Origin of the sequence: Bifidobacterium sp. W8104, from assembly GCF_016100735.1 — a bacterium.
In the GTDB taxonomy this organism is placed as follows: Bacteria; Actinomycetota; Actinomycetes; order Actinomycetales; family Bifidobacteriaceae; genus Bombiscardovia; species Bombiscardovia choladohabitans.
Window position 1 is genome coordinate 1,145,545 of record NZ_JACFRW010000001.1, and the last position, 24,637, is coordinate 1,170,181.

General features: G+C 60.3%; 17 protein-coding genes, 1 tRNA gene and 2 pseudogenes. All 20 read left to right on the top strand.

The window, feature by feature from the left end:
• The first annotated feature begins 105 nt into the window (after positions 1 to 105).
• The 20 genes and pseudogenes from topA to clpB all read left to right on the top strand — a co-directional run bounded on the left by topA (position 106) and on the right by clpB (position 24,631).
• Positions 106 to 2,982, top strand: a complete 2,877-nt coding sequence (gene topA, locus H3U89_RS04335; protein WP_198178366.1) for a type I DNA topoisomerase — start codon at positions 106 to 108, stop codon at positions 2,980 to 2,982.
• Positions 2,979 to 3,632 (top strand): annotated as a pseudogene (gene tmk / locus H3U89_RS04340) (dTMP kinase); the annotation flags it as partial. The gene topA and the pseudogene tmk, both read left to right, overlap by 4 nt.
• Positions 3,633 to 3,934: 302 nt before the next feature.
• Positions 3,935 to 5,095, top strand: a complete 1,161-nt coding sequence (locus H3U89_RS04345) for a DNA polymerase III subunit delta' (RefSeq protein ID WP_198178364.1) — start codon at positions 3,935 to 3,937, stop codon at positions 5,093 to 5,095.
• Between the two features lie 43 nt (positions 5,096 to 5,138).
• A complete protein-coding gene (locus H3U89_RS04350; protein WP_198178363.1) occupies positions 5,139 to 5,711 on the top strand; it encodes a YbhB/YbcL family Raf kinase inhibitor-like protein in 573 nt (190 codons plus the stop codon).
• Positions 5,712 to 5,868: 157 nt separating this feature from the next.
• A complete protein-coding gene (locus H3U89_RS04355) occupies positions 5,869 to 7,395 on the top strand; it encodes a C69 family dipeptidase (RefSeq protein WP_198178362.1) in 1,527 nt (508 codons plus the stop codon).
• 39 nt (positions 7,396 to 7,434) lie between these two features.
• A complete protein-coding gene (locus H3U89_RS04360) occupies positions 7,435 to 8,955 on the top strand; it encodes a formate--tetrahydrofolate ligase (protein WP_198178361.1) in 1,521 nt (506 codons plus the stop codon).
• 95 nt (positions 8,956 to 9,050) lie between these two features.
• A tRNA-Lys gene (locus H3U89_RS04365) sits at positions 9,051 to 9,124 on the top strand.
• Between the two features lie 312 nt (positions 9,125 to 9,436).
• Positions 9,437 to 10,492, top strand: coding sequence for a LacI family DNA-binding transcriptional regulator (locus tag H3U89_RS04370; RefSeq protein ID WP_332460526.1), 1,056 nt, complete (start codon positions 9,437 to 9,439; stop codon positions 10,490 to 10,492).
• Between the two features lie 327 nt (positions 10,493 to 10,819).
• Positions 10,820 to 11,764: a nucleoside hydrolase gene (locus tag H3U89_RS04375; RefSeq protein ID WP_232339110.1), complete on the top strand. Its 945-nt coding sequence runs from the start codon at positions 10,820 to 10,822 to the stop codon at positions 11,762 to 11,764.
• An 18-nt stretch (positions 11,765 to 11,782) separates the two neighbouring features.
• Complete coding sequence (locus H3U89_RS04380) at positions 11,783 to 13,189, top strand: MFS transporter (RefSeq protein WP_198177200.1); 1,407 nt, start codon at positions 11,783 to 11,785, stop codon at positions 13,187 to 13,189.
• 124 nt (positions 13,190 to 13,313) lie between these two features.
• Entirely contained in the window at positions 13,314 to 13,919 is a 606-nt protein-coding gene (locus H3U89_RS04385) for an ECF transporter S component (protein ID WP_232345507.1), read from the top strand.
• Positions 13,916 to 14,656 (top strand): energy-coupling factor transporter transmembrane component T, encoded by a 741-nt coding sequence (locus tag H3U89_RS04390; RefSeq protein WP_198178357.1) that lies wholly within the window; start codon positions 13,916 to 13,918, stop codon positions 14,654 to 14,656. Before H3U89_RS04385 ends, H3U89_RS04390 begins: the two co-directional genes overlap by 4 nt.
• A complete protein-coding gene (locus H3U89_RS04395) occupies positions 14,653 to 15,498 on the top strand; it encodes an energy-coupling factor ABC transporter ATP-binding protein (RefSeq protein ID WP_198178356.1) in 846 nt (281 codons plus the stop codon). The genes H3U89_RS04390 and H3U89_RS04395 overlap by 4 nt, the downstream gene beginning before the upstream one ends.
• A 2-nt stretch (positions 15,499 to 15,500) precedes the next feature.
• On the top strand, positions 15,501 to 16,319 hold the full coding sequence (locus H3U89_RS04400; RefSeq protein WP_198178355.1) for an energy-coupling factor ABC transporter ATP-binding protein: 819 nt from the start codon (positions 15,501 to 15,503) through the stop codon (positions 16,317 to 16,319).
• A gap of 190 nt (positions 16,320 to 16,509) precedes the next feature.
• Positions 16,510 to 17,207 (top strand): annotated as a pseudogene (locus H3U89_RS04405) (MIP/aquaporin family protein).
• Positions 17,208 to 17,385: 178 nt separating this feature from the next.
• Complete coding sequence (locus H3U89_RS04410; protein WP_198178354.1) at positions 17,386 to 18,732, top strand: metal-dependent hydrolase family protein; 1,347 nt, start codon at positions 17,386 to 17,388, stop codon at positions 18,730 to 18,732.
• Between the two features lie 87 nt (positions 18,733 to 18,819).
• Positions 18,820 to 19,863: a tRNA glutamyl-Q(34) synthetase GluQRS gene (gluQRS, locus tag H3U89_RS04415; protein ID WP_198178353.1), complete on the top strand. Its 1,044-nt coding sequence runs from the start codon at positions 18,820 to 18,822 to the stop codon at positions 19,861 to 19,863.
• A gap of 131 nt (positions 19,864 to 19,994) precedes the next feature.
• Complete coding sequence (locus H3U89_RS04420) at positions 19,995 to 20,813, top strand: YggS family pyridoxal phosphate-dependent enzyme (protein WP_198178352.1); 819 nt, start codon at positions 19,995 to 19,997, stop codon at positions 20,811 to 20,813.
• A gap of 66 nt (positions 20,814 to 20,879) precedes the next feature.
• On the top strand, positions 20,880 to 21,695 hold the full coding sequence (locus tag H3U89_RS04425) for a fumarylacetoacetate hydrolase family protein (protein WP_198178351.1): 816 nt from the start codon (positions 20,880 to 20,882) through the stop codon (positions 21,693 to 21,695).
• Positions 21,696 to 21,853: 158 nt separating this feature from the next.
• A complete protein-coding gene (clpB, locus tag H3U89_RS04430; RefSeq protein ID WP_198178350.1) occupies positions 21,854 to 24,631 on the top strand; it encodes an ATP-dependent chaperone ClpB in 2,778 nt (925 codons plus the stop codon).
• Positions 24,632 to 24,637: the final 6 nt, after the last annotated feature.

The following is a 24,637-nucleotide window of genomic DNA, read 5'->3' on the forward strand; positions in this document are numbered from 1 at the left end:
TCAAACTCGGGGATCCACACCCGCGCACATAGCCCCTTGATTTGCATGGTGACGGAACCTCGTGAGTAAGATGGCGTGCGAAAGAACACAATATAAGGAGAGGCCATGGCATCCGGCAATAAGCTCGTCATTGTTGAGTCGCCAACCAAGGCAAAGAAGATCGGCGGGTACCTGGGCAAGGGCTACACGGTCATGGCTTCAGTGGGCCATATCCGCGACCTGGCCCAGCCATCGCAGATCCCGGCCTCCCAAAAGAAGGCTTACGGCAAGTTCGGCGTAGACGTGAATGATGGCTTCAAGCCCTACTACATCGTGGACGACAAGAAGAAGCACACGGTGTCCGAGCTCAAGAAGGCGCTGAAGAACGCCGACGAGCTCTATCTGGCCACTGATGAGGATCGCGAGGGGGAGGCCATCGCCTGGCACCTGGTCCAGACCCTCAAACCCAAGGTGCCGGTAAAGCGCATGGTCTTTCATGAGATCACCCCGGAGGCCATCAAGAATTCGCTCAAGCACACCAGGGACGTGGATGCCCACATGGTTGATGCCCAGGAGACCCGCAGGGTGCTGGATCGGCTCTATGGCTACGAGCTTTCGCCGGTGCTCTGGCGCAAGGTGGGTCCGGGGCTGAGTGCCGGGCGTGTCCAGTCTGTGGCGACCCGGCTGATTGTGGAGCGCGAACGTGAGCGCATGACCTTCGTCAAGGCCTCCTACTGGGATTTGCTAGCGCGTCTGATGCAGGAGGATGCCGGGGAATCGGCGTCGTCGAACGGTTTTCAGGCGCGGATGATCAGTCTGGGGGAGCAGCGGCTGGCGGTCTCCAAGGACTTCACATCCAAGGGTCAGCTGACGCAGGCTGCTGCCAAGGAGCAGGTCCTGCAGCTGGATGAACAGCATGCCCGGAGCCTGGCAGAGGCTTTGAAGGATCAGGACTTCACGGTGACGGGTATGGAGACCAAGCCCTATCGGCGGCGTCCCCAGCCCCCATTCACCACGTCTACCCTGCAGCAGACGGCTGGCAATCGGCTGGGCATGAGTTCCCGGGCCACCATGCGCGCAGCCCAAGGGCTCTATGAGAACGGGTTCATCACCTACATGCGTACGGATTCGGTCACCCTCTCCCAGGAGGCCATTGCCGCTGCCCGCAAGGGGGTCGAGCGTGAGTATGGTGCTGAATACCTTTCGGCTGAGTCCAAGCAGTATGTGACCAAGACCGCCGGCGCCCAGGAGGCCCACGAGTGCATCCGGCCCGCCGGTTCCACCTTCCACAGGCCCCAGGAGCTGGCCGACCGCCTGGCCCCTGACCAGCTCAAGCTCTATACCCTGATCTGGCGGCGCACCCTGGCTTCGCAGATGGCCGACGCCACCGGGTCCACAGCCACCATCCGCCTATCGGCGCAGGCTGGCAAGGAGGGTACGGCCCTCTTCCAGGCTTCAGGCACCGTCATCAAGTTCCCTGGCTTCCTCAAGGCCATGGGCGCAGGCCCTGAGCAGGCTGATGAGGATTCATCCCTGCCTCCGGTCCAGCAGGGGGACGTACTTCGTGCTGCCTCGGTAGAACCTGAGGGGCATGAAACCCAGCCGCCGGCCCGTTACACCGAGGCCTCTCTGGTCAAGACCCTGGAGGCCAAGGAGATCGGTAGGCCTTCCACCTACGCCAGCATCATTTCGACCATCATCGACCGCGGATACGTCTACGAGCGTGGCCGTGCCCTGATCCCGTCCTGGTTGGCCTTTTCGGTAGTCGGATTGTTGGAGACCAATTTTCCCAAGTACGTGGACTACCAATTCACGGCACAGATGGAGAACGGCCTGGATATGATCGCCCACGGCAAGGAGCGAGGCAAGGACTGGCTGACTCGGTTCTACTTCGGCTCGGGTCCGGGTGCCGCTCAGAACGCTGACCAGGCCCATCAGGGTCTGCAGGAGCAGGTGGCCCAGTTGGGGGACATCGACGCCCGCAAGATCAACACCATCGAGATTGGTGATGGCCTGCAGGTGAGGGTCGGCCGCTATGGCCCCTATCTTGAGGATACGGCCGACCTGGATGCCGACGGCAACCCCAAGCGGGCCTCACTGCCGCCCACCATGGCTCCGGACGAGCTGACCGTGGCGGCGGGCCATGAACTGATTGCAGCCAACGCCGGCGGTCCCCGTCAGCTGGGCAAGGATCCGCAGACCGGTGGTCGGGTCGAGGTGCGCAAGGGCAGATTCGGGCCCTATGTGGCCCTGATCAGCCCCGAGGGGGAAGCGGCCGAGCAGAAAAAGCCGACCGGCAAGACTGCGCGGACAGCCAAGCAGACTGGTCCTAAGCCCAAAATGGCATCGCTTTTCAAGACCATGGATCCGGATACGGTCACCCTGGAGGATGCCCTGAAGCTGCTCAGCCTGCCCAGGACGGTGGGCAGCATCGAACTGACCGATGCCAAGACGGGAGAAACCAGCCAGGCGACCGTCACAGCCAGCAACGGCCGTTATGGCCCCTATCTGACGGCCACCAAGGCCGACGGTGGCACCGAAACGCGTTCGCTGACCGACGAGGGACAGATCTTCACTATCGACCAGACCGGGGCCAAGGCCCTTTTCGATCAGCCCAAGTACGGACGGCGTTCCCGGAGCGCGGCCAAGCCCCCTCTTCGTGAGCTGGGTACGGACCCTGACAGCGGCAAACCCGTCACCATCAAGGACGGGTTCTACGGTGTCTACATCACCGACGGGCAGACCAACAGGACCCTGCCCAAGCAGTACACGGCCCAGTCCATCGAGCCGGAGGTGGCCTTCCGCCTGCTGGCAGAGAAGCGCGCGGCCGGACCAGCCAAGCGGCGCGGCCGGACCACCCGCAAGTCGACTGCACGAAAGTCCACGGCCCGCAAATCGGCATCCAGCAAATCTGCAGCTGGCAAGTCGGCCACTCGCGCCCGCAAAGCCACAAAGAAGACCAAAACCACCAAGACTTCCAAGACTACGGAGCATCAGGCATGAGCGATGGTTTGTTCATTTCCTTCGAGGGCGTGGATGGTGCAGGCAAAACCACCCAGGTCCAACAAGCACACAACTATCTGCAGGAGCGTGGCCTGCGATCCCTGGTTACCCGCGAGCCAGGGGGCACCCCTGTCGGATTGACCATCCGGGAACTCGTCCTTCACGGTTTGGCCGCCTTTCCCTCGGTCGCCGTGACCGGGGGTACCGACGTGGTTGACTCTTCCGACGATTTGGCCCCCAGGACCGAGGCCCTGCTCTATGCGGCGGATCGGGCCGAGCATGTGGCCCAGGTGGTGCGCCCGGCTCTGGAGCGAGGAGACATTGTGCTTTGTGACCGCTACCTGGACTCCTCAGTGGCCTATCAGGCCGGAGGCCGTGATCTGTCGGCGGATGTGATTCGTCGGCTGAGCCTGTGGGCCAGTCAGGGCCTTATGCCCAAGCGCACCTACCTGCTGGACGCGGATCCGTCTCAGTCCGAGTCGCGTCTGGATCATGAACCCGATCGGCTGGAGTCGGCTGGCGACGACTTTCAGCAGCATGTGCGTCAGGCATTCCTGCAGTTGGCTCAGAATGAGCCCGACCGGTTCCTGGTTATCGATGCCACCCAATCCATCGACCAGGTCTGGCAGATCATCCAGGACGATTTGGACAAGTTGGTCGAAGGGCGTGAGCTGGATTTGCCTCAGGTCGATGATGACAATGACGAGGCTGACGCCCATGACGATGCCGACGAGGATGAATCGACGGCAGGCTATGAGGACGATGAGCAGGATGCCGAGTCGGATTGGACCGAGGCTATGGATACGCCCGATCAGGCACCGGAGGCTGATGCCGACCAGGACGACCAGGACATGGAGGCAGCGACAGTCGGTGGGGATGCTGACGACGATTCGGTTCCTGTAGGTTCCCGCGCTCGGCGGCTGCTCCGGTCCCGACTCCTGCGGAAGACCCGATGAGCGTCTGGGATGCCATTGTGGGCCAGCAGCCCACGGTCGAGCTACTCAAGCGGACGGTGGCCGCTCAGGCGCAGGGTCATGACGAGGTGGCGCAGTCCTGGCTGATCTGCGGCCCTCCTGGATCAGGGCGTTCCAATCTGGCCCGGGCTTTCGCGGCAGCCCTGATCAGCCCGGATCAGGGATTGAGCGACCAGCCCACCCGCGTCACTCAGCAGGTTCTGGCCGGAACCCATCCGGATGTGACCATACTGTCCACCAACAAGGTCACCATCGGCATCAACGAGGTCAGGGAGCTGATCATGACCTCGGAGCAGATGCCTTCAACCTCGCCTTGGCGGGTCATCATCATCGAAGACGTGGACCGGATGCTGGAGCGGACCACCAATGTGCTGCTCAAGGAGATCGAGGAGCCTGCCGAGCATACAATCTGGCTTCTGTGCGCACCCAGCGCCCAGGACGTGCTGCCCACCATCCGCTCACGGACCAGAGTGCTCAACCTGGCGGTGCCGTCCAACACCGCAGTGGCCGATTTCCTGACTGACCAGGTGGGGGTGGACCGGCCCCTGGCCGCCAAGGCCGCCCGTCTGGCCCAGGGGCACATCGGCATCGCCCGCCTCTACGCCACCAGGGATCAGGTCTTGGCCGACCGTGATGAGCTGGTAGTGGGCCTGCTGGGCCTTAGACGCGCTTCGGATGCCGTGATCCTGGCTGGCCGGGTGGTGGATGCGGCCCGGGATCAGGCCACTGCCACCGTGGACGATGAGGTGGCCAGGGACGAGCGGGAGTTTCGGCAGATCAACGGCCTTAGGGACAAGGAACGTATTCCCCGTCAGCTGCGTGGGGCCTATCATGCCTTGGGTGGCAAGGATCAGGTTCGCCGTAGGGTCACCAGACTGACCCGGGATGTGCTGGACCGCAACCTGAGCACCCTGGCCAGTGTCTACCGGGATGTGGGCATCCTGCAGAACGGAGCCGAAGAGAAGGCGGGCCTGGTCAATTTGGAGAATCGGGCGGCAATTGCCGATCTGTCCGTCAGACTCTCCAGGCAGGGGGCCATCGACCGTATTCAGCTGATCGCCCGGGCTCGCAGGAGGCTGGCTGCCAACGGTTCGCCGCTCCTGGTCTTTGAGGCCCTCTTCTGCACTCTGCTGGTCTGAGTATGAACTTGACCTCGTCGGCTGGGCGGGCGAGAATCGAACCATGAGGATTATCACTGATTTCGGCACTATTCCCGATCGGTACGCCAAGCGCGCCCCTCAGTCCCTTACCCGAAAGGGACGTCCTGTAGTCTCCTTCCCCTTCCGACTCGAGGATGTGCCCCGGGAGGCCTACTACCTGCACTGGATGCTGGTGGATCCTGACTCCGTGCCCGTGTGCGGCTTCCCCTGGATTCACTGGTCCCTGGCCAACCTGCCCATCGAGGCTTTGCTCGCCTTGCAGCCTGAGGGGACCGGAAGCTCTGTTCTGGCGATTCCCGAGGACTTCTCCAGAAATCTGTCTAATCTGATTCCCGGCGTGCCCCAAGGGCGCACCTCGGCGGCCTCGCCCCTGGTCATGGAGAAGGATATCGCCGACGACCCCGCCGTGCTCATGCGTTACAACGGTCCCACCCCTCCAGACCGGGTTCATGACTATGTGCTGTCGGTCTGGGCCACACAAGAAGCTTTGCCCGACTTGGAGGAGGGGTTCTGGCTCAATGCCCTGGCCCATGCCATCCATTCCGCCCAGCCGGTGGCCGCAGCGGCTCGGGCCTGGCTGCCAGCTGATGCCTGACCTGGTTGGGGCGGTCTGGCACTAGAGTGAGGCCATGCCCCAAGTGCGCAGACGGCCGTCATCCCTGCCTGCCCACGCAGTCGGGTGCAAAGGCATCCTCGACTTCCGGACTGGGTGATGACAGTTGACCGCGACCAGATAAAAGGAAGACGTTTACATGCCCTGCACCACGCTTCTGATAGGCAAGCACGCCAGTTACGACGGGTCCACCATCATCGCTCGGAATGAGGATTCAGCCAACGGGGAGTTCCGTCCCAAGCGTTTCGTCCTGGTCACTCCCGACCAGCAGCCCCGACACTACCGCAGCGTGATCAGCCACCTGGAGATTGATCTGCCCAAGGATCCCATGCGTTACACCTCGGTGCCCAACGCCGTGCTCGATCAGGGGCTCTGGGCCGAGGCGGGCGTCAACAGCGACAATGTGGCCATGTCGGCCACCGAGACCATCACTACCAACGAGCGCGTTCTGGGTGCCGATCCGCTGGTTGAGCTCACCCCTGCACAGGGCCGTCCCGGCGATGAGGGCTACCTGGCCGAGGTGCCCGGAGGCATCGGCGAGGAGGATCTGGTCACCATCGTCCTGCCTTATATCCACTCGGCACGGGAGGGTGTCCAGCGGTTGGGCTCCCTGCTGGAGCGCTACGGCACCTATGAGATGAACGGCATCGCCTTCAGCGACGTGGATGAGATTTGGTGGATGGAGACCGTGGGCGGCCACCATTGGATAGCCAAGCGGGTGCCCGATGACTCCTATGTGACCATGCCCAACCAGCTGGGCATCGACGAGTTCGATCTGGACGACGCTTTCGGGGATCAAACCGACCACCTCTGCTCGGCCGACCTGCGGGAGTTCATTGCCGACAACCACCTGAACCTGGCTGTGGAGTCAGCTTCGCCCTTCAATCCCCGCGATGCCTTTGGTTCCCATAGTGATTCAGACCATGTATACAACACGCCTCGCGCCTGGTACATGCAGCGTTTCCTCAATCCCTATGACGAGATCTGGGATGGGCCGGACGCCGATCATGCTCCCACCAGCGACAACATCCCCTGGTGCCGCCAGCCCGAGCGGCTGATTACCGTGGAGGATGTCAAGTATCTGCTCAGCTCCCACTATCAGGGCACTCCCTACGATCCTTATGGGCGGACCGGCGACGAGCACACCAAGGGGCTCTACCGGCCTATCGGCATCAACCGCAACGACCAGCTGGCCCTGATCCAGCTGCGCCCCTACCGGCCTGAATCCTGCCGGGCCATCCAGTGGATGTCCTACGGGTCCAACGCTTTCAATGCCTTGGTTCCCTTCTATGCCAATGTGGAACGGACGCCTGATTATCTCGCTAACGCTACGGATCGTGTCTCCACCGACAGCCTCTACTGGTCCGATCGGTTGATTGCTGCACTGTGCGATTCGGCTTTCGCCGGCACTTCAGCTGCAGTCGAACGCTACCAGCAGAGCGTTGGAGGCGAGGGCCATCGTCTGATTGCCGCTGCGGATGAACAGGTGGCCAGGCTGGAGGGCGCCGACAAGGGCACGGATAACCCCGAGGTCCGCCAGGTGCTGGAGGCTGCCAATCAGGACATGGCCGACCGTCTGCGCAAGGAGACCGACGACCTGCTGAGCCAGGTGCTCTATACGGTCAGCATGGGCATGCGCAACGGCTACCACCTGTCCGACAACTGAGCCATCCGATCGACAAGGATCATAAAGGAGGAGAGCCTCATGACGGGCTTCGACGATTACGTCAGGCCGTACGGCCTGTTTGACAAGATCGACGCCTTCGGCTACCTGAAGGATCTGCAGGATCATCCGGATATGCCGCGCAAGCATGGCCGGGTGCTGCTGGTTACCGCAGACACCCCGCTCAAGGCATCGCGTGGCGAGGGCAAGACCACCACCACCATTGCTCTGATCGACGCCCTGCGCGCCCGGGGGGTGGACGCCGCAGCTGTCCTGCGTCAGCCCAGCATGGGCATTACCGCTGCCGGGTCCAAGGGTGGCGCCTCCGGTGGCGGCAAGTCCTCCCTGACTCATCCTGAGCTGGTGGACTGGGGGCTGTGCGGGGAGATGGCGGCCATCGAATCCGCCCAGAACCTCTTGGTCTCCTTTGCGGAGAAGGCTGTGGACGAAGGTCGGTTGGACACCGTCCTGGTGCCCCGCGTCAGCGAGGTGCCCTCACGGTCCTTGCGGCAGATCACCGTGGACCGAGGCAAGGGCGACCTGCCTGAGCGGACCGTGCTCACTCCCACCTGTGAGCTCATGCAGATTGTGGTGCTCTCCCGGAGCATGGAGGAGATCGAACGGCGTGTGGCCGCCATGATCGCAGGGACCTTGGATGGCCGTCCGGTCACCTTCGGTGAATTTGTGGACCTTTGGCGTATCACCGGCATTCTGACAGACGCGGTCAAGCCAGCCTTCACTCAGACCTTGGAGGGCTCTCCGGTCTATGTGCATGGCGGGCCATTCGCCAACGTTTCCATCGGTATCCCCAGCCTGGTGTCCGTGGAGATGGCCTGCGCCAGGCACGATGTGGTCGTCGTCGAGGCAGGCTACGGAGCCGATGCCGGCGCCCAGAAGTGGCTGGACATCGCCGCACGCGAGTATGGGGCCCAGTGGCCGGCCGCAGCCGTGGTCGTCACCCGTGCCACCACCTGGCGGGACGATCCCAAGCTGAGTTGGCGCTACCCCTTCCATGTGCACCGTCTGGAGGGACTGGGCATCCCCACCTTCCCGCTGATCAACCTCTGGGAGGGTGAGGACGACCAGGTGGATTCCCTGCGACAGACCGCCGACGGCCTGGGCTTCCGCAGGCCCATCGCGGGCAACCTCTTCCGTGACGGGGGCAAGGCCCTCGAGCCTCAGCTGGACGATCTGATCAAGGCCCTGCAGGAGCCCGTGAACGCCCAGGCGGATACAGCCAGCCTGCATGATATGTCCGTGCCGGATCGGATTCGCTGGATCGCCCAGAGCGCCTACGGTGTGCCGGCTGATCGGGTCGTTGAGCGTGAGGGCTTCCAGGACAGCCTCCAAGCGGCCTCCGACCTGTGCAACAAGGCAGGCATCTCCCTCGACGATCTGGTGGTGGTGGCGGTCAAATCGCCGGCTACCATGACCGACGACGACCGGGCCGACCAGGACAAGCGCACGGTCACTCTGAAGAAGGTCGAGGCCCATACGGGCGCCGGCCTCCTGCAGGTGAACCTGACCACTTCCCTGACCACGCCCATGCCCAAGATCGTCTGAGCAACCTATGCATGGATTCGACAGGTCTGTGACGCGCCGTGTTGCGGGCCTGCCGAAACCGTGTATAGTATCTACTTGGCTCTTGAAAGTGCCCTGCCCCTATAGCTCAGTTGGCTAGAGCAGCTGACTCTTAATCAGCGTGTCCGGGGTTCGAGCCCCCGTGGGGGCACAGAGTCAAAGCCCAGCAGTCGCAATGGTTGCTGGGCTTCTTCATACCCTGGCAATATTCGAAGAATCCAAAATGTATGCTAAATGTATACCAAATAGCATCAGGGGGAATTCTGGCACTCCCGGCCTAGGATGAGACCTTGTTGAAGCGGGACACTTTGGGGTCTGCCGATTAAACGATTGCTGAGTTCCCTGCCTTGTTTGTCTGCCGCCCTTCACCTACACGGCGGTGGTCGTGAGGTATCTTGATGAAGGCAGAAGAGTAGGGAGCCTGCTCTCTGGCGCAGGCATAAGGGGGCTGGCGTTGACGTATGTGACCATTCGCGATGTGGCTGAGCGGGCCGGGGTATCACCTACCACGGTCTCGCAGATCCTGCACGGCAAAGGCCGCTTTTCGCGCAAGACCAGAGACTTTGTGCTGAGCATGGTCAGGTCCATGGGCTACGTGCCTGATTCACGGGCCCGAGCCATGCGCTCTGATCCGGTCAAGACCGTGGGGCTGTTGGTGCCGGACTTGCGCAACGCCTATTTCGCCGACATGGTTGCCTCCATGGAGGAGGAGCTCTATGCCCGTGGAATTTCGACGCTGATTGGTTCTTTCGGCGAGGATTCGGCTCGACAGGATTCCTTTTTGCGCAACATCATGGGCCAGCGGATCGATGGGGCCATCGTCGTGCCCAAAGGGGTGCCCACCCATGGCATAGAAGATGTAGTCAGGTGGGGGCTGCCCCTGGTCTTTGTGGATCGGCGGGTGCCCGGTCTGACTTCGGTCCCCTACATCGTTTCGGACCCTAGCCAGGGTATACGTCAGGCACTGCAGGCTCTTTTCCGGAAAGGCCATCGCCGGGTCGGCTTCGTCTCGCATTCCTCATTGGCTTCGACCACCCTCTATGAGCGGGAGAGCGCCTTCCGCGAGCTGACTGCCGACATGATGCCGGACTGTGATTGCCCGGTCGTAGATTGCCAGGGGGAGTATGACTCGCGTGTGGCGGGTCTGGATGTGCTGATGGCTCACCATGTCACGGCTGTCATCTTTGGCTACTCGCCGGATGCCATCACCATGATCGGTCTGATGCAGAGGCGTCGGCTCGTCATAGGTGCGGACATCTCGGTGGTTTCCTTCGATGACATTGAGGTCTTTCGGCTGATGACCCCGCAGGTGTCGGTCATATCCCAACAGGCCCAGGAGATGGGTCGTCGAGGTGTGCGGGAAGTGCTGGAGCTGATCGGGGCCCGTGAGGATGCCGATGATGGTGGCGGGAAGTCTGCTTCGCCACCAGAGGCCGATGTCGGCGGGGATCGGCACATGGTTGCTATTCCCACCATCTTCATCGCCAGGGATTCGGTCGGCCCACTGCACCGCGACTGATGGCGAATCACATACCATACCTGACATTGGACATCCGGTATTGACACGCTGCTGTTGACAGTGATGATTTAACGTTTTATCGTAATCATACGACAGCGATAAAACGTTAAACCAATGGCGTGAACGCTGTACACCGGATGATGATGAAGCGTCGACTTCCCGTGAAATTGCGGGGGAGAGTAATACCGGTCATCAAACCTCACGGTCACGGCGACCGGGCGGTGGGTGACCGCTGATACGGGAATCGATGCTGGCGAGAATGTCGCGTGGCGGCTCGTCTGATTCCGGTTGACGGAAGTTCCGAGAGGAACGGAAACGAGGAAATCAATGGAGAGCCGGAAGAAATCAATTCTATGCGTTGACACGGGTGTGGACGATGCCCTCGCACTTTGCTACGCCCTGTCTCACGAGGATCTTGACCTGATCGGGATCTGTGCCTCCTACGGCATGGCTACTGTCCCCAAGACCTACTCCAACACCAAGCACATTGTGAACAGTCTTGGCAAGGGCGACCAGATTCCGGTTTACATGGGATCTGAAAAGCCGTTGCAGCGAGATCGCGAATATTCGGGCACTTTTCATGGCATGGATGGACTAGGCAATCAAGATCTTCCTGATATCAGTGGCGATGCCACTCCGGAAGAGTCGGTCGACTTTATCGTTGACAGCATCAAACGTTACGGGGAAGACCTGCAGATCATCACCACTGGGCCCATGACCGACATGGCCAAGGTGTTGCTGCGATTCCCCGACGGTCCCCTTCCAGGTTTCAGCATGGTCAGTATGGCTGGTGCAGCTATAACCCCAGGGAACTGCAATCTCTATTCCGAGGCGAATGTGATGGTAGATCCAGAAGCGGCCAAGATCTGCTTCGAATCGGGAGTCCCCATCACCATGGTTGGCTTGGATGTCACCAGGAAGACTCTGCTTACTGGGAAGGAATTGAAGGTCTGGCAGGGTTATGACAGTGAAAGCGCCAAGATTCTCAGTAAGGCCGTGGGGTTCTATCTTGAGGCCTACCGGGTTCACCACCCCTATCTGGCGGGCTGTGCTTTGCATGATCCTCTGGCTGTTGGTGTAGCCATGCATCCTGATCTGGTCACTACCATCCCGATGAACATCACCGTCGTGACTTCTGGGGAAGCCGATGGCGATACCGTGGAGAACCTGGACAAGGTGGCCGAAGAGCCTACCACCAAGGTGGCCCTGAGCGTGGACGGCGAGCGGTTCATGAAAGACTTCTACGCCCACATGGACGCGGTACTTCGCTAGGAAAGGCAATTGAGAGCAATGAACGAGAAATCTACTGACGAGCTTGAGGAGTCGTTGATCCTCAAGGCTATGCCTTTCATGATCTTCATCTGCTTCATGCAGGTCTTCAGCGATAAGATGTTTGGCATTGTTTCGCCTGACATTGCCGGGACTTTCGCTCTTTCCCCGGCTCAGGTGGGTTGGCTGACGACCATAGCATCCCTGGTATTCGGCGTGGGCGGCGCTATCTATTCCACGCTGTCGGACGATGTATCGCCGCGTAAGCTATTCACTGTCGGAACGGCCATGTTCGGCATCGGCTCCATCCTGATGGTTGCCTTCCAGTTCTCTTTCTGGCTGATCATCGCCGCCAGATCGGTGCAGGTAGCCGGCGCTGCTGTTATTCCTGGATGTTTCGTAGTCTTCGTGCGCAAGTATCTGTCTGCCGATAAGCAGGCCAAGTACCTTGGTTTCAATACAGCCATGTATCAGCTGTCAGCTGCCTTGGGTGCTGTGTTCGGCGGATTCGTCAGCAAATACCTGTCATGGCAGATGACCATGATCGTGCCTGTTATAGTGCTCATCGCCCTGCCGGCCGTTCGTAAATATCTTCCTGACAAGGCCAAGGAGACCGGCAAGCAGCCTGCCGAACGCATGAATGTGGTTTCCATTGTGATCTTTTCAATCGCTTTTGCGTTGATTCTTATGGCCATCAACAAGAATACGATTATGTGGTGGGGCTTGGCGCTTGCATCCGTCGTGGTCTATGTGATCTGCTCCAAGATGGTCAAGAACCCCATTATTGATATCACCCTGTTCAAGGTACCTAAGTTGGTGTCGGGTTCGCTGGTCGGCGCCATCGTCTATGGGGTACAGATGTCTTTCTTCTTCGTCTTCCCCTTCCTTATCAAGGCCAATTACGATGTGAGCAGCGCGACAGTCGGCATGATGTATTTGCCCGCTAACATCTGTGCGTTTCTCTCTGGTATGTCATCAGGATTCATCACCAATAAGATCGGGTCGAAGAAAGGCTTCCAGTTGGGATGCCTGATCATCCTGCTCTCACAGTTGATGTTCGGATTCTGCTTAGGCGGGAACATCATCTTCATGTGGATAGCCCTTGCTCTCTTCGGCGTTGGCTATACGGTTATCTACCCGGCATATAATTCGATTCTGCCGAATTCTCTGCCCAATGATGTTGTAGGGCGGTGCATGGCGGTCAACAATCTGCTCAACCGACTGATCAACACGGCCATGATAGCCGTTGCAGGCGTGCTCATGTCGGGCTCTGGTCTGGCCAAGAAGATCATTCCTGCCATGGGACACACAGATAAGTCATTCATCTATTCCAATGTCTGCTTCATCTTTGCAGTGGTCATTGTCATTGGCATGGTGTCCTACTACTTCGTCTTCAGGAACGTGAAAGAGGACAAGCAGCAGGCCTGACGAGGATATTGCGAATTCATCGGCATTTCCATGACCGGTTCCCTGCTGTCCTTTGGACTGGTGGGGAACCTGGCATGGACCCGTAGCGCCGGGAGAGTACCTCTTGGCGCGGGAAGGAACCATGATGAAACGTGGTTTGCGATATGACTTCTCGCTGCTGGCCCTTCTGCTCATACCAGTAGGCGTCTCGGTCAATGTGGTGGGCTATCAGCTGTCCTCGATTCTGAAATTCCCCATCTTTATCGACCAGATAGGCACCCTCTTTGTGTCAATGCTCGGCGGCCCTTGGGTGGGCTTGGTGACGGGGCTCATGGGCAATGTGATCAACGGCATGCTCAATCCAGTGGCCTTCCCCTACGCATTGGTTGCCATGGCTACAGGGTTTGTGGCCGGGCTGCTCTCCCGCTGGCGGTGGTATACGAACATCATCGGCGCAGTGGCCGCCTGCTTCGTAATCAGCATTGCGGCGGCCGTGGTCAAGGCGCCGGTCACCATAGCTGTTTTTGGCGGAGTCACTGGCGCCGGTAGCGATCTGCTGACAGCAGCCTTGCTGGTGACTGGGACCAGCCTGATCAAGTCGGTTTTTTCGACCAGCATCTTCACCGCAGTGGCCTCTACAGCCATCGATGTCTCGGTCAGCTGGGTGATTCTGCGCAAATTGCCGGACAGGTTCCTGATCAAGTTCAATTACGGATCCCCCTATGTCAGGAAGGTTGCCGCGGCATCATGACTGGTTTCATAGACCGACTGTATCCGTCCTCCAAGGCGGCCATGGTGCTGCTTGCCATTATTGTCGGCATCTTCACCCCTGGGTACCTTCTGCAATATGCCATGTTCCCGGTTTTCCTGCTGTTGGCGATCATGGCCGGTAACGGCATGAGGTTTTTCAAGGCCTTCCTCTCCTCCGTAGGCACGGTCGTTCTGGTGATCTTCCTGGTCCAGGTCTTCATCGTCCGCTATCCAGACAGCGCGCATATCTGGGCATTCATTGCCTTGTCTCCCACAGGACTGGACAAGAGTCTGGGAATCACTTCCAGGATCGTATCCAGCGCTTCGGCCATCATGTGGTACTTCCAGGTGACCACGCCCAAGGACATGGTCTACGCCATGGAACAGGCGCATCTGCCCAAGAAGGTCACGTTCGTGATCATGTCGACCATTGGCATGGTCCCTCAGGTGATCAACCGTTCCAGGACCATTATGGATGCGCAGAAATCCCGTGGCATCGAGACCGAGGGCAACGCCTGGGCACGGGTGAAGTTCTTCGTGCCCATGTTGGGACCATTGATTTTCTCCCTGATTCAGCAGACCGAGGAACATGCTCTGGCCTTGCAATCCCGTGCTTTCCTGGCGCCTGTTCCCAAGACCTCCCTCTATCGCCTGGACAAACACACGATCGACCGGGTGATTCAGGTGATCTGCCTGCTGCTGTTGATCCTGTTCATCGTATGGAGGGTCTGGAAATGAGTGTCATCAGTCTGGAACATGTGGGATACCGTTATCCTCTGGGCCGTGAGGATGCCGTGCGTGATGTCTCCTTCCAGGTGGAGCAGGGGCAGGTCTGTGCGCTTCTGGGTGCCAACGGGTCGGGGAAGACCACTATCTGCAATCTGATCCGCGGCTTCATACCACGCTTTTATCGGGGAGAGCCGACGGGTCTGGTTCAGCTGGCAGGACGGCCTGTGGAGCAATACGACGACGCGGAACTGACTGAAACCGTCGGCTACTCCTTTCAGAATCCTTTCACGCAGATGTCCGGCGTCAAGGACAATGTGCGGGAGGAGATCGCCTATGCACTGGAGAACCTGGGCATAGAGAGGGATGCGATGGCCGCGCGCGTGGACGACATGATAGAGCTGCTTCATCTGGGCGACATCGCCGATGCCAATCCGCTGGAGCTGTCCGGAGGGCAGCGGCAGCGAGTGGCCATTGCCGCAGTACTGGCGACGGACCCACCCATCGTCGTTTTGGATGAACCCACCTCCCAGCTGGATCCGCAAAGCACCGAGGATGTATTCAACATCATCGCTCTGCTCAAGCGACAGGGCAAGACCGTCATCCTGGTTGAGCACAAGATCGATCTGGTGGCCCGTTACAGTGACCTGGTCATCCTCATGGAAGACGGCCGGGTGGCCATGAGTGGGCCAGCGCGTCGTGTGCTGACCGATCCACAGGTCTTGGATCACGGTGGTCAGTTGCCGGAGGTCACCCGCTTCTTCCTGGAACGCAACCAGAAGCTGGGGTTGAATGATCCCGTGCCGCTTTCGGTCGAGGATGCCATAGAACGCTACGGACGGAAAGGGGTCTGAAGATGGCCTATCTTGAGTTGGATAAGGTCAGCTATACCTATCCAAATGGATATCAGGCTTTGCGGGAGGTCAGCCTGTCATGCGAGCTTGGGGAAGCTGTTGCCATCATAGGCTGCAATGGGGCCGGCAAGACCACCATGGTCAAACTCATGAATGGACTGCTCAAGCCCACTCATGGTCGCGTAATGGTGGACGGGACCGCCACGGATCAAGAGGATGCCGCCCATGTGGCAGCCAAGGTCGGCTATGTCTTTCAGAATCCGGACGATCAGATCTTCCAGGACAGCATCCGTCGAGAAATAGCCTATGGGCTGGTGAAAAAGCATGTTGCCCGGGAACGTATCGGGGGGCGGGTCGCTTGGGCCGCTGAAGTCTGCGGTTTGGAAGACAGCCTGGATTCCCATCCCTACGACCTCCCGTTCTCGCAGCGGAAGTTTGTCACCATAGCATCGGCTTTGGTCATGGATCCCCAGGTGCTGATTCTGGACGAGCCTACCGCCGGTCAGGACAGGGTCGCTACGGACTTGCTGGCAGGGATAATCCAGCAGGTGACGGCAATGGGTAAGACTGTCATCACCATCAGCCATGACATGGAGTTTGTTACCCGTCATTTCCAGCGTGGCATCGTCATGGCCGACAGACAGATCCTCATGGATGGGCCCATCGCTCGGATCTTCAGGGACGATGATCTGCTTGAACAGGCCCATCTGGCCCGTCCCTACCTGGCGCAGCTAGCTCAGGCCTGGGGCTTCCATGACGTGCTCACCTCCGAGGATTTCATGGCGGCCCTGCCGCAGACATCGTTACTGACGAATCGGTGACACTGCCCCCCCCCCCCTGGGATAATGTTCCTGCAGTCTACGTAGTCCAAGTGACTGGTTGATCGGAATTCAACGAATTATTTGGATCAATGGAGATCGTGAGCGCTTCTCAGACTGGTGTCACCACATGTTTTTATTGAATGATGCCCATGCATTGGCCCATGTATGACCGGTTGGGGTGAAGGGTCGAGTGGAAGATTCGCTCATGACCAGGTTGGCCGCTGAATGTGTCGGGAGCGGCGCGGTCGCCGACGTGGATCTGGAGGGCGCCAAGGGCTGCCATTCCGGCTGGCTCACTATTGTCATGGCATGGGATATGGCTTCGGAGTCATGTTTCCCGCGCCTATGCCCGGTGGGATATCCGGAGCCCACATCAATCCGGCCATGACTTTGGGGCAAGCCATCATCGGCATCTTCCCATGGAGCCAGGTTCTGCCTTATATTCTGGCGCAGCTGGTCGTCTACGTCTGCTACTTCCCGCACTACCGCGTAACCAAGGAGCCTGCGCCGATTCCGGGCACCTTCTGCACCACTGATGCCTCGGGATCACCTGTCGATTATTTTGTCAATGAGTTCTTTGGCTTGGCACCCCGGTGCTGGTCCTTGGAGTCCTCTGCTGTCTGCAGGGGCCATGGGGATCTAAGGGGTTGGCTGCCGCCCCATCGTCGTCGGCTTGATCGTCTGGGGGGGGGGGTCACCTCTCTGGGCGGTCCCACCGTCCCCGGTCTGAACCCCACAGGCGATTTGGTGCCGCGCTTCCTGCACTGGATTCTGCCCGTGCCCAATAAGGGGGACTCACGCTGAGGCGAGGCTTGGATTCCGGTGGTGGTGCCCATCATCGGTGCCATCGTCGGAGCGATGATTTCCAAGAGTCTTTTCGCTGCCTGATCAGCGGTTTGGTGACAAGGTCCCGTGCTTCATTTTGGAGGCTCAGGACCTTATTCATTGCGTAGTCAAGCTTGTGTGTAGTCAAGCTTGAATGGTTCGTACTGCCATGGATATGATTGACCATATATGCCCGATTCCTCGCAATGAGTGCATCGGAGATGGGAAGGCAGGTACGACCATGGGGCGTCTTCAAGGCAGGAAAAAGCGCGAGCCGTTTGTGCTCGAGCACGCCAGTATCGCGACCGGTGATGAAAAAGGCACGGTCCAAAAGGATATGTCTGTTCTGGTGTCCGCGGACGGCCGGATAGAGCAGGTCTGCCCAACCCCGCTGGCCTACGTGCCTTCCGGATACCACCGGATCAACGCTACGGGCAAGTTTGTGGCACCTGGACTCATCAATGCCCATACCCATCTCTTTGCCGACGGCAAGCCCCTGTCTGGCGGTACGGACCTGTCGCCGCGTGTGGTCGACGCAGCCTTGAAAGTGGTGCACAGCCCTGCCGGCAGAGTCCTTATGGATGCCAGGATCAAAGGCACCGTTTCCACGCTGCTCAATTCGGGAGTGACGACCATTCGTACCCTGGGTGATGTGGGCTATGAAGCGGTTCGTCTGCGCGACAGGATTGATGCTGACGAGCTGGCCGGCCCCCGCATGTTGGCTGCCGGCCCCCTCCTGGCGATTCCCGGAGGGCATGGCGATCCCTTCATAGCCCTGTCCTGCTCCTCTCCCGAAGAGGCCAGGCGTCGGACCAGGGAGAACCTGGATCATGGGGTCAATGCCATCAAGGTAGCTGCGACCGGCGGCGTCACCGATGCCACCAAGCTTGGCGAGGCCGGCAGCCCGCAGATGACCGAGGAGGAAATGGCCGCCGTCTGTGATGAGGCCCATGAGTTTGGCGTGCTCGTCGCAGCACACGCTCAGAGCCCCGAGGGGGTCAAAGCCGCTCTCAAGGCTGGCGTGGACACCATCGAGCATGGCAGTGCCCTTGACGACGAGATGATCGGGCTCTTCCTTGACAATCCGCGCTCGCTTCGTGGTTTCTCGGCCTTGGATCCCACCTTGTCCGCCGGGCTGCCGCTGGTCAAGATCAGTCAGCAGGAGCTGGGAATCAGCGACATAGTTCGTGGCAATTCCGAGCTTGTCGTCGACGGCATGGTCAAGAGCGCCAAGCAGGCTCATGAGAACGGCATTGCCGTCGGCGTCGGCACCGACACCGGCATGACCTTCGTGCCCCAGTACGGCACTTGGCGAGAACTCGACTATCTGGTGCGGTACGCTGACTTCACTCCGGCGCAGGCCTTCCACGCCGCCACCCAGGTCAATGCCCGAAACCTGGGCTTTGACAATGTCACCGGCTCTGTCGACACGGGCAAGGATGCGGATCTGATCGTCCTTGACGAGGACCCTGCCAAGAATGTGCGGACACTGGCTGATCCCAAGCTGGTCATCGTTCGTGGCAAGCCGGTCTGGCGTCCTGAGGTCAAGCACTTCGAGGAGATCGACCGCCTGCTCGACAGCTTCTGACCATTTGTCTTGAGGCCTTCATAGGTGTGTACTCATCTGGCTCACTGATGATTCATCGATGACCGGATGGTATGCAAGCATGTCGGTATGCACAAGGGAGAACCGAGAGTGGACCAGGCCGGCCAGGCCAAGGTCGTAGGAAGGTTGGCGCCTTCGCCGACCGGGAGAATGCATCTGGGCAATATCTATGCATGTCTGGCGGCCTGGCTCGGTGTCAGGTCGCAAGGGCCTGGCGGGGTTCTGCGGCTTCGCATAGAAGATATAGATACGCCACGGGTGGTCAAGGACGCTGCTCGTTGGATCATGGATGACCTGGCCTGGCTGGGATTGGATTGGGATGGCGAGGTGGTCTACCAGTCCCAGCGCGCCGATGCCTACAGGCAGGTATTGAAGCTGCTGGAATCGCAGCAATTGGTCGGTGGGCAGCCTCTGATTTATCCCTGCTTCTGCTCCCGTGCCGACATCCGCGCGGCATCGGCGCCGAATGAAGGTGACGGGTTCATTGTCTATCCCGGCACCTGCCGAGGACTTTCCCCTCAGATCGTCAGTGAAAGGCTGGCCCGGGCGCAGAGGCACAGCCTGCGAATCGCGGTCCCTGATCAGCCCGACGAGTCGGATGCCATCTGTCGCTTTGACGATCTGATCTTTGGCCCACAGTCATTCAATCTGCCCAGGCAGGTCGGTGATGTGGTAGTCAGACGTTCGGATGGTTTGGTTTCCTACCAGTTGGCGGTGACGGTGGATGACCTGGCCATGGGTGTCAACCAGATTGTGCGGGGAAGGGACCTACTAAGGTCAACAGCCATTCAGATGTGGATTCGGAATCATCTTCAGCCGAAGGCTCCTCGCGTTCAGTATGCCCATTTGCCTCTGATCGATGGCGTGGATGGCAGGAGGATGTCCAAGCGTTTCGGATCGCCGGACCTGGGATCACTGAGAAGAGACGGCTGGTCGGCAAGGCAGGTGCTGGGGGTCTGTGGCTGGCTCCTGGGACTCCTGGACCATCCCAGACCTGCCAGTGCGCAGGAACTGCTGGATGGTTTCACGTGGAACACTCTGGCCGCCGACCGCAGGGACCGACGGCTGGATCTGAGCAAACTGAATGTTGCTGCCGCAAAGCCGAGTCTGTAAGCTCTTCGACCTGAATTTCGTCGTTGATTCCCTCCTTCCGCTTTCTCCCGGGCTTGTGGGCTTGCCGGTATGAGCCACTGGCTACCATGGCCTCAGTCAAGACTTCCGGATTTTTAAGGAGGTAGCGGGTCATGGTCGCCTATATGGACCACAAGGATCTGGGTAATCGGCAGGTCAGCCAGGAACGGGCCAGGCAGATTGCGGATGGTATCAAGCGCGTGGCTGAAAGGATCGCCAAAGCGGAGGACTCCGCCGGTCGAAAAGAGGGCTCGGTAACCCTGCTGGCGGCCACCAAGACCCGCGATGTGGGCGAGATCATGGCAGCCATTGATGCAGGGGTGCGTCGGATCGGCGAGAACCGTCCCCAGGAGGTCACCGCCAAGGCCCAAGGATTGTTGGATCTCTGTCGGGATAGGGAACTGGCTCTTGGCGCCAATGCAGCAGACAGTGATTCACTAAGCGCCAGCGTGGGCTTCCATCTGATCGGGCAACTCCAATCCAACAAGATCAATAAGATCCTGCCATATGTCGACACGGTAGAGTCGGTCGACGGGCCCTCGCTGGCCCGGAAGCTGGCCACGCGGGCACTGGCTGTGGGCAGAACTGTGGGCATACTCCTGGAGGTCAATGAGTCCGGCGAGCAGGCCAAGTCGGGATGCGCTCCAGACCAGGCCCTGGATCTGGCTTATGAACTGGCTGCTATGGAGGGGATTCAGCTTAAGGGGCTGATGACCGTAGGTGCGCATGTGGACGACGAGGCTGTCATCAGGAGCGGATTCGCCCATCTGCGCGGTCTGCGCGACCGCATCAGGGATTCTGGGGAACCGGGCACCGACACCTGCACCATGCTGTCCATGGGAATGACCGGAGACATGGAGTATGCGGTGGCTGAGGGGTCGACCGAGGTTCGTGTAGGCACAGCCATTTTCGGCCCACGGGCTTTTATCTGACCAGTCACCATCTGTTTGGGAGCCCGATTCTGTCAAGAGGCCCGGTCTGGGGCTAAACTGTGCCCTATGAGAATCGCGCGTTTTTCCTACAAGGACACCCCACGATACGCCTTCGTGCAAACCGACAAGCAGGACGGCAAGGATTACCTAGTCGAGCTGAGCGGCTACCCCCTGACCGGTCAGCAGGTCGAACCCACCGGCAAGCGTTACCCCCTGGACGACGAGGATGTGCGGCTGTTGGCCCCGGTCATCCCCTCCAAGATCTACGGGGCGGCCAAGAACTACCGCGCCCATGCCGCCTACATGGCTGAGCATGGCCAGTCCTCGAATCCGGAGCCACCGGAGAAGCTCATGCTCTTCATGAAGCCCTCCACCTCGGTCATCGGTCCTGACGACCCCATCGTCAAGCCCTCCTACAGCAAGGACATGAATTACGAGCCCGAAGTAGCCGTTGTCATAGGCAGGATGGCCCGGAAGGTGAGCGTCAACGAGGCCATGGACCATGTGCTGGGCTACACCTGCGTCAATGACGTGACCCTGCGTGACCTGCAGAAGAACGACCCAATGTGGACCCGCTGCAAGGGCTTTGACACCGCCTGCCCCCTCGGGCCCTGGATCGAGACCGACCTGGACTATCGGGATGCGAAGATCTCCTTCAAGCTCAACGGGGAAGATGTGCCTGAGGCCAGCGGCACCACCGCCAACCTGATCCACTCCATCCCTGAGCAGATCGCCTTCATCTCCAGCTTCGCCACCCTGCTGCCCGGCGATGTCATCATGACCGGTACCCCTAACGCCACAGGTTCGTTGAAGAACCGTGATGAGGCCACGGTCCAGGTGGAGGGAATCGGATACCTGCGCAATGTGGTCATCGATGAGTAGCAAATAACAGGAACAAAGCAAGGTAAAAACTTGAGTCGTTTAGGCTCAAGTTTGGGAATAGGTATCCTCCTTTCGCTGTTGTAGAAGACAGATGAACCCGTGACGAGGCCGGGTGAATGATTCGGCTGGCCCCGCCGAAGAATGTTGGAGGATGCTCTATGAATGAAAACTTCACCACCATGGCTCAGCAGGCCATCGGCGATGCCATCCAGTCGGCCTCGGCGGCCGGCAACCCCCAGGTGGATGTGCTCCACCTGCTGGACTCCCTGCTGCGTCAGCAGTCCGGTGTAGTTCCCGGACTGATTCAGGCAGCCGGTGGTGACAGTCAACGGGTCGGAGCCGAGGTCCGTCAGGCCCTGGTGGCTCTGCCGTCAGCCAGCGGATCCACGGCTTCGCAGCCCGATGCCAGCCGTCAGCTCAGCATGGCTCTGGCTCAGGCCGAGAAGGAAATGCAGGCCATGGGGGACGAATACGTCTCCACCGAGCACCTGCTCATCGCCATCGCCCAGGGTCCCTCGCAGGCCGCCGATATCCTGAACCGGAACGGTCTGCAGGCCGACACCCTGCGCAAGGCCGTGCCCCAGGTGCGCGGCGGTGCCAAGGTGACCAGCCCGGATGCCGAGGGCACCTACAAGGCCCTGGAGAAGTACTCCACCGATCTGACCGCCCAGGCCAAGGAGGGTAAGCTGGACCCGGTCATCGGCAGGGACCAGGAGATTCGTCGTGTCATGCAGATCCTGTCCCGGCGGACCAAGAACAACCCGGTCCTTATCGGCGAGCCCGGTGTGGGCAAGACAGCCGTGGTCGAGGGTCTGGCCGAACGCATCGTGGCCGGTGATGTGCCCACAACTTTGCAAGGCAAGAGGCTGATCTCCCTGGACCTGAGCTCCATGGTGGCTGGCAGCAAGTACCGTGGCGAATTCGAGGAACGACTCAAGGCCGTCCTCAATGAGATCAAGAGCGCCAACGGTCAGGTCATCACCTTCATCGACGAGATCCACACCATCGTCGGTGCTGGTGCCGCCGAGGGTTCCATGGATGCGGGCAACATGCTCAAGCCCATGCTGGCCAGGGGTGAACTGCGCCTGATCGGCGCCACCACCCTGGACGAGTACCGTGAGAACATCGAGAAGGACCCGGCTCTGGAGCGCCGCTTCCAGCAGGTCTTCGTGGGTGAGCCCTCCGTGGAGGATACCGTGGCCATCCTGCGTGGTCTCAAGCAGCGTTACGAGGCCCACCACAAGGTGACCATCGGGGATGATGCCCTGGTGGCTGCGGCCACCCTGTCCAACCGGTACATCTCTGGTCGTCAGCTGCCCGACAAGGCCATCGACCTGGTTGACGAGGCCGCTGCCCACCTGCGGATGGAGCTGGACTCCCAGCCTGAGGAGATCGACGAGCTTCAACGCCGCGTCACCCGTCTGGAGATGGAGGAGATGCAGCTGAAGAAGGCCGATGACCCCGCCTCCAAGGACCGTCTGAGCAAGCTGCAGGCCGAGCTGGCGGATTCCCGCGAGAAGCTGGGTGGTCTCAAGGCCCGCTGGGAGAACGAGAAGGCCGGCCACAACAAGGTCGGCGACCTGCGCGCCCAGCTGGATGCCAAGCGGGTCGAGGCCGACAAGGCCACCCGCGAGGGTGATCTGGAGAAGGCCTCCCGCATTCTCTACGGGGAGATTCCAGGCATCCGCAAGCAGCTGGCCCAGGCGGAGAACGCGGCCGAGCAGGCCAAGAATGCCGCCAATGACGCTGGTCCCGATGGGGCTGACATCGCCGGCGGTCCGGCCCAGGAGCCCATGGTTCCTGACCATGTGGATGCGGATTCCGTGGCGGAAATCGTCTCTGACTGGACCGGCATCCCTGTGGGACGGCTCATGGAGGGCGAGAACGAGAAGCTTCTGCATATGGAGGACTACCTGGGCAAGCGGGTGGTCGGCCAGCAGGAGGCCATCCATGCAGTCTCCGATGCGGTCCGGCGCTCGCGTGCCGGCATCGCCGACCCTGACAGGCCCACTGGGTCCTTCATGTTCCTGGGCCCCACCGGCGTGGGCAAGACGGAGCTGGCCAAGGCCCTGGCCGACTTTCTCTTCGACGACGAGAAGGCCATGGTCCGCATCGACATGTCAGAGTATATGGAGAAGGCCTCGGTCTCCCGCCTGATCGGCGCCGCCCCCGGCTATGTGGGCTACGAGGAGGGCGGCCAGCTGACCGAGGCCGTACGTCGGCGGCCCTACTCGGTGGTCCTCTTCGATGAGGTGGAGAAGGCCAACCCTGAGGTCTTCGACCTGCTTCTGCAGGTTCTGGACGACGGCAGGCTGACCGATGGCCAGGGCAGGACGGTGGACTTCAAGAACACCATTCTGATCATGACCTCCAACCTGGGCTCACAGTTCCTGGTCCGGGATGACCTGGATGAGGAGGCCAAGCGCAAGGCCGTCATGGACGCGGTGCACGCCAACTTCAAGCCCGAGTTCATCAACCGGCTGGACGATCTGGTCATCTTCCATCCGCTGACCCGCGACGAGCTGGGTTCCATTGTGGACATCCAGGTCAAGCAGGTGGCCCAGCGGTTGACCGACCGGCGCATCACCCTTGATGTCACCGACTCCGCTAGGGAGTGGCTGGCCAACATGGGCTACGATCCGGCCTTCGGCGCTCGTCCTCTGCGTAGGCTGGTCCAGACCGAGGTGGGCGATCAGCTGGCCAGGATGCTGCTGGCTGGCAAGGTCCACGACGGCGACACGGTCCTGGTGGACCAGACCGGTGGCGACCACCTGGAGTTGACCGCTTGGCCCACTGAGAATCTGGTCGATGACTCGGTCACGGTCGACGATGTGACTGCTGATGGCGATGCCGATGCCGGCGATGGCGGACGCGATGGTGGTCGTGGCCGTCATGCCGCGCGGGGCGACGATCAGGATCAGGCCCAACCTCGCTGAGATCAG

Coding starts and splice junctions, on each gene's coding strand:
- H3U89_RS04390 (WP_198178357.1), top strand. CDS start 13,916: ATGACTGGTTTCATAGACCGACTGTATCCGTCCTCCAAGGCGGCCATG.
- H3U89_RS04380 (WP_198177200.1), top strand. CDS start 11,783: ATGAACGAGAAATCTACTGACGAGCTTGAGGAGTCGTTGATCCTCAAG.
- H3U89_RS04420 (WP_198178352.1), top strand. CDS start 19,995: ATGGTCGCCTATATGGACCACAAGGATCTGGGTAATCGGCAGGTCAGC.
- H3U89_RS04395 (WP_198178356.1), top strand. CDS start 14,653: ATGAGTGTCATCAGTCTGGAACATGTGGGATACCGTTATCCTCTGGGC.
- gluQRS (WP_198178353.1), top strand. CDS start 18,820: ATGCACAAGGGAGAACCGAGAGTGGACCAGGCCGGCCAGGCCAAGGTC.
- H3U89_RS04410 (WP_198178354.1), top strand. CDS start 17,386: ATGGGGCGTCTTCAAGGCAGGAAAAAGCGCGAGCCGTTTGTGCTCGAG.
- H3U89_RS04425 (WP_198178351.1), top strand. CDS start 20,880: ATGAGAATCGCGCGTTTTTCCTACAAGGACACCCCACGATACGCCTTC.
- H3U89_RS04385 (WP_232345507.1), top strand. CDS start 13,314: ATGAAACGTGGTTTGCGATATGACTTCTCGCTGCTGGCCCTTCTGCTC.
- H3U89_RS04400 (WP_198178355.1), top strand. CDS start 15,501: ATGGCCTATCTTGAGTTGGATAAGGTCAGCTATACCTATCCAAATGGA.
- H3U89_RS04350 (WP_198178363.1), top strand. CDS start 5,139: ATGAGGATTATCACTGATTTCGGCACTATTCCCGATCGGTACGCCAAG.
- H3U89_RS04360 (WP_198178361.1), top strand. CDS start 7,435: ATGACGGGCTTCGACGATTACGTCAGGCCGTACGGCCTGTTTGACAAG.
- H3U89_RS04345 (WP_198178364.1), top strand. CDS start 3,935: ATGAGCGTCTGGGATGCCATTGTGGGCCAGCAGCCCACGGTCGAGCTA.
- H3U89_RS04355 (WP_198178362.1), top strand. CDS start 5,869: ATGCCCTGCACCACGCTTCTGATAGGCAAGCACGCCAGTTACGACGGG.
- H3U89_RS04375 (WP_232339110.1), top strand. CDS start 10,820: ATGGAGAGCCGGAAGAAATCAATTCTATGCGTTGACACGGGTGTGGAC.
- clpB (WP_198178350.1), top strand. CDS start 21,854: ATGAATGAAAACTTCACCACCATGGCTCAGCAGGCCATCGGCGATGCC.
- topA (WP_198178366.1), top strand. CDS start 106: ATGGCATCCGGCAATAAGCTCGTCATTGTTGAGTCGCCAACCAAGGCA.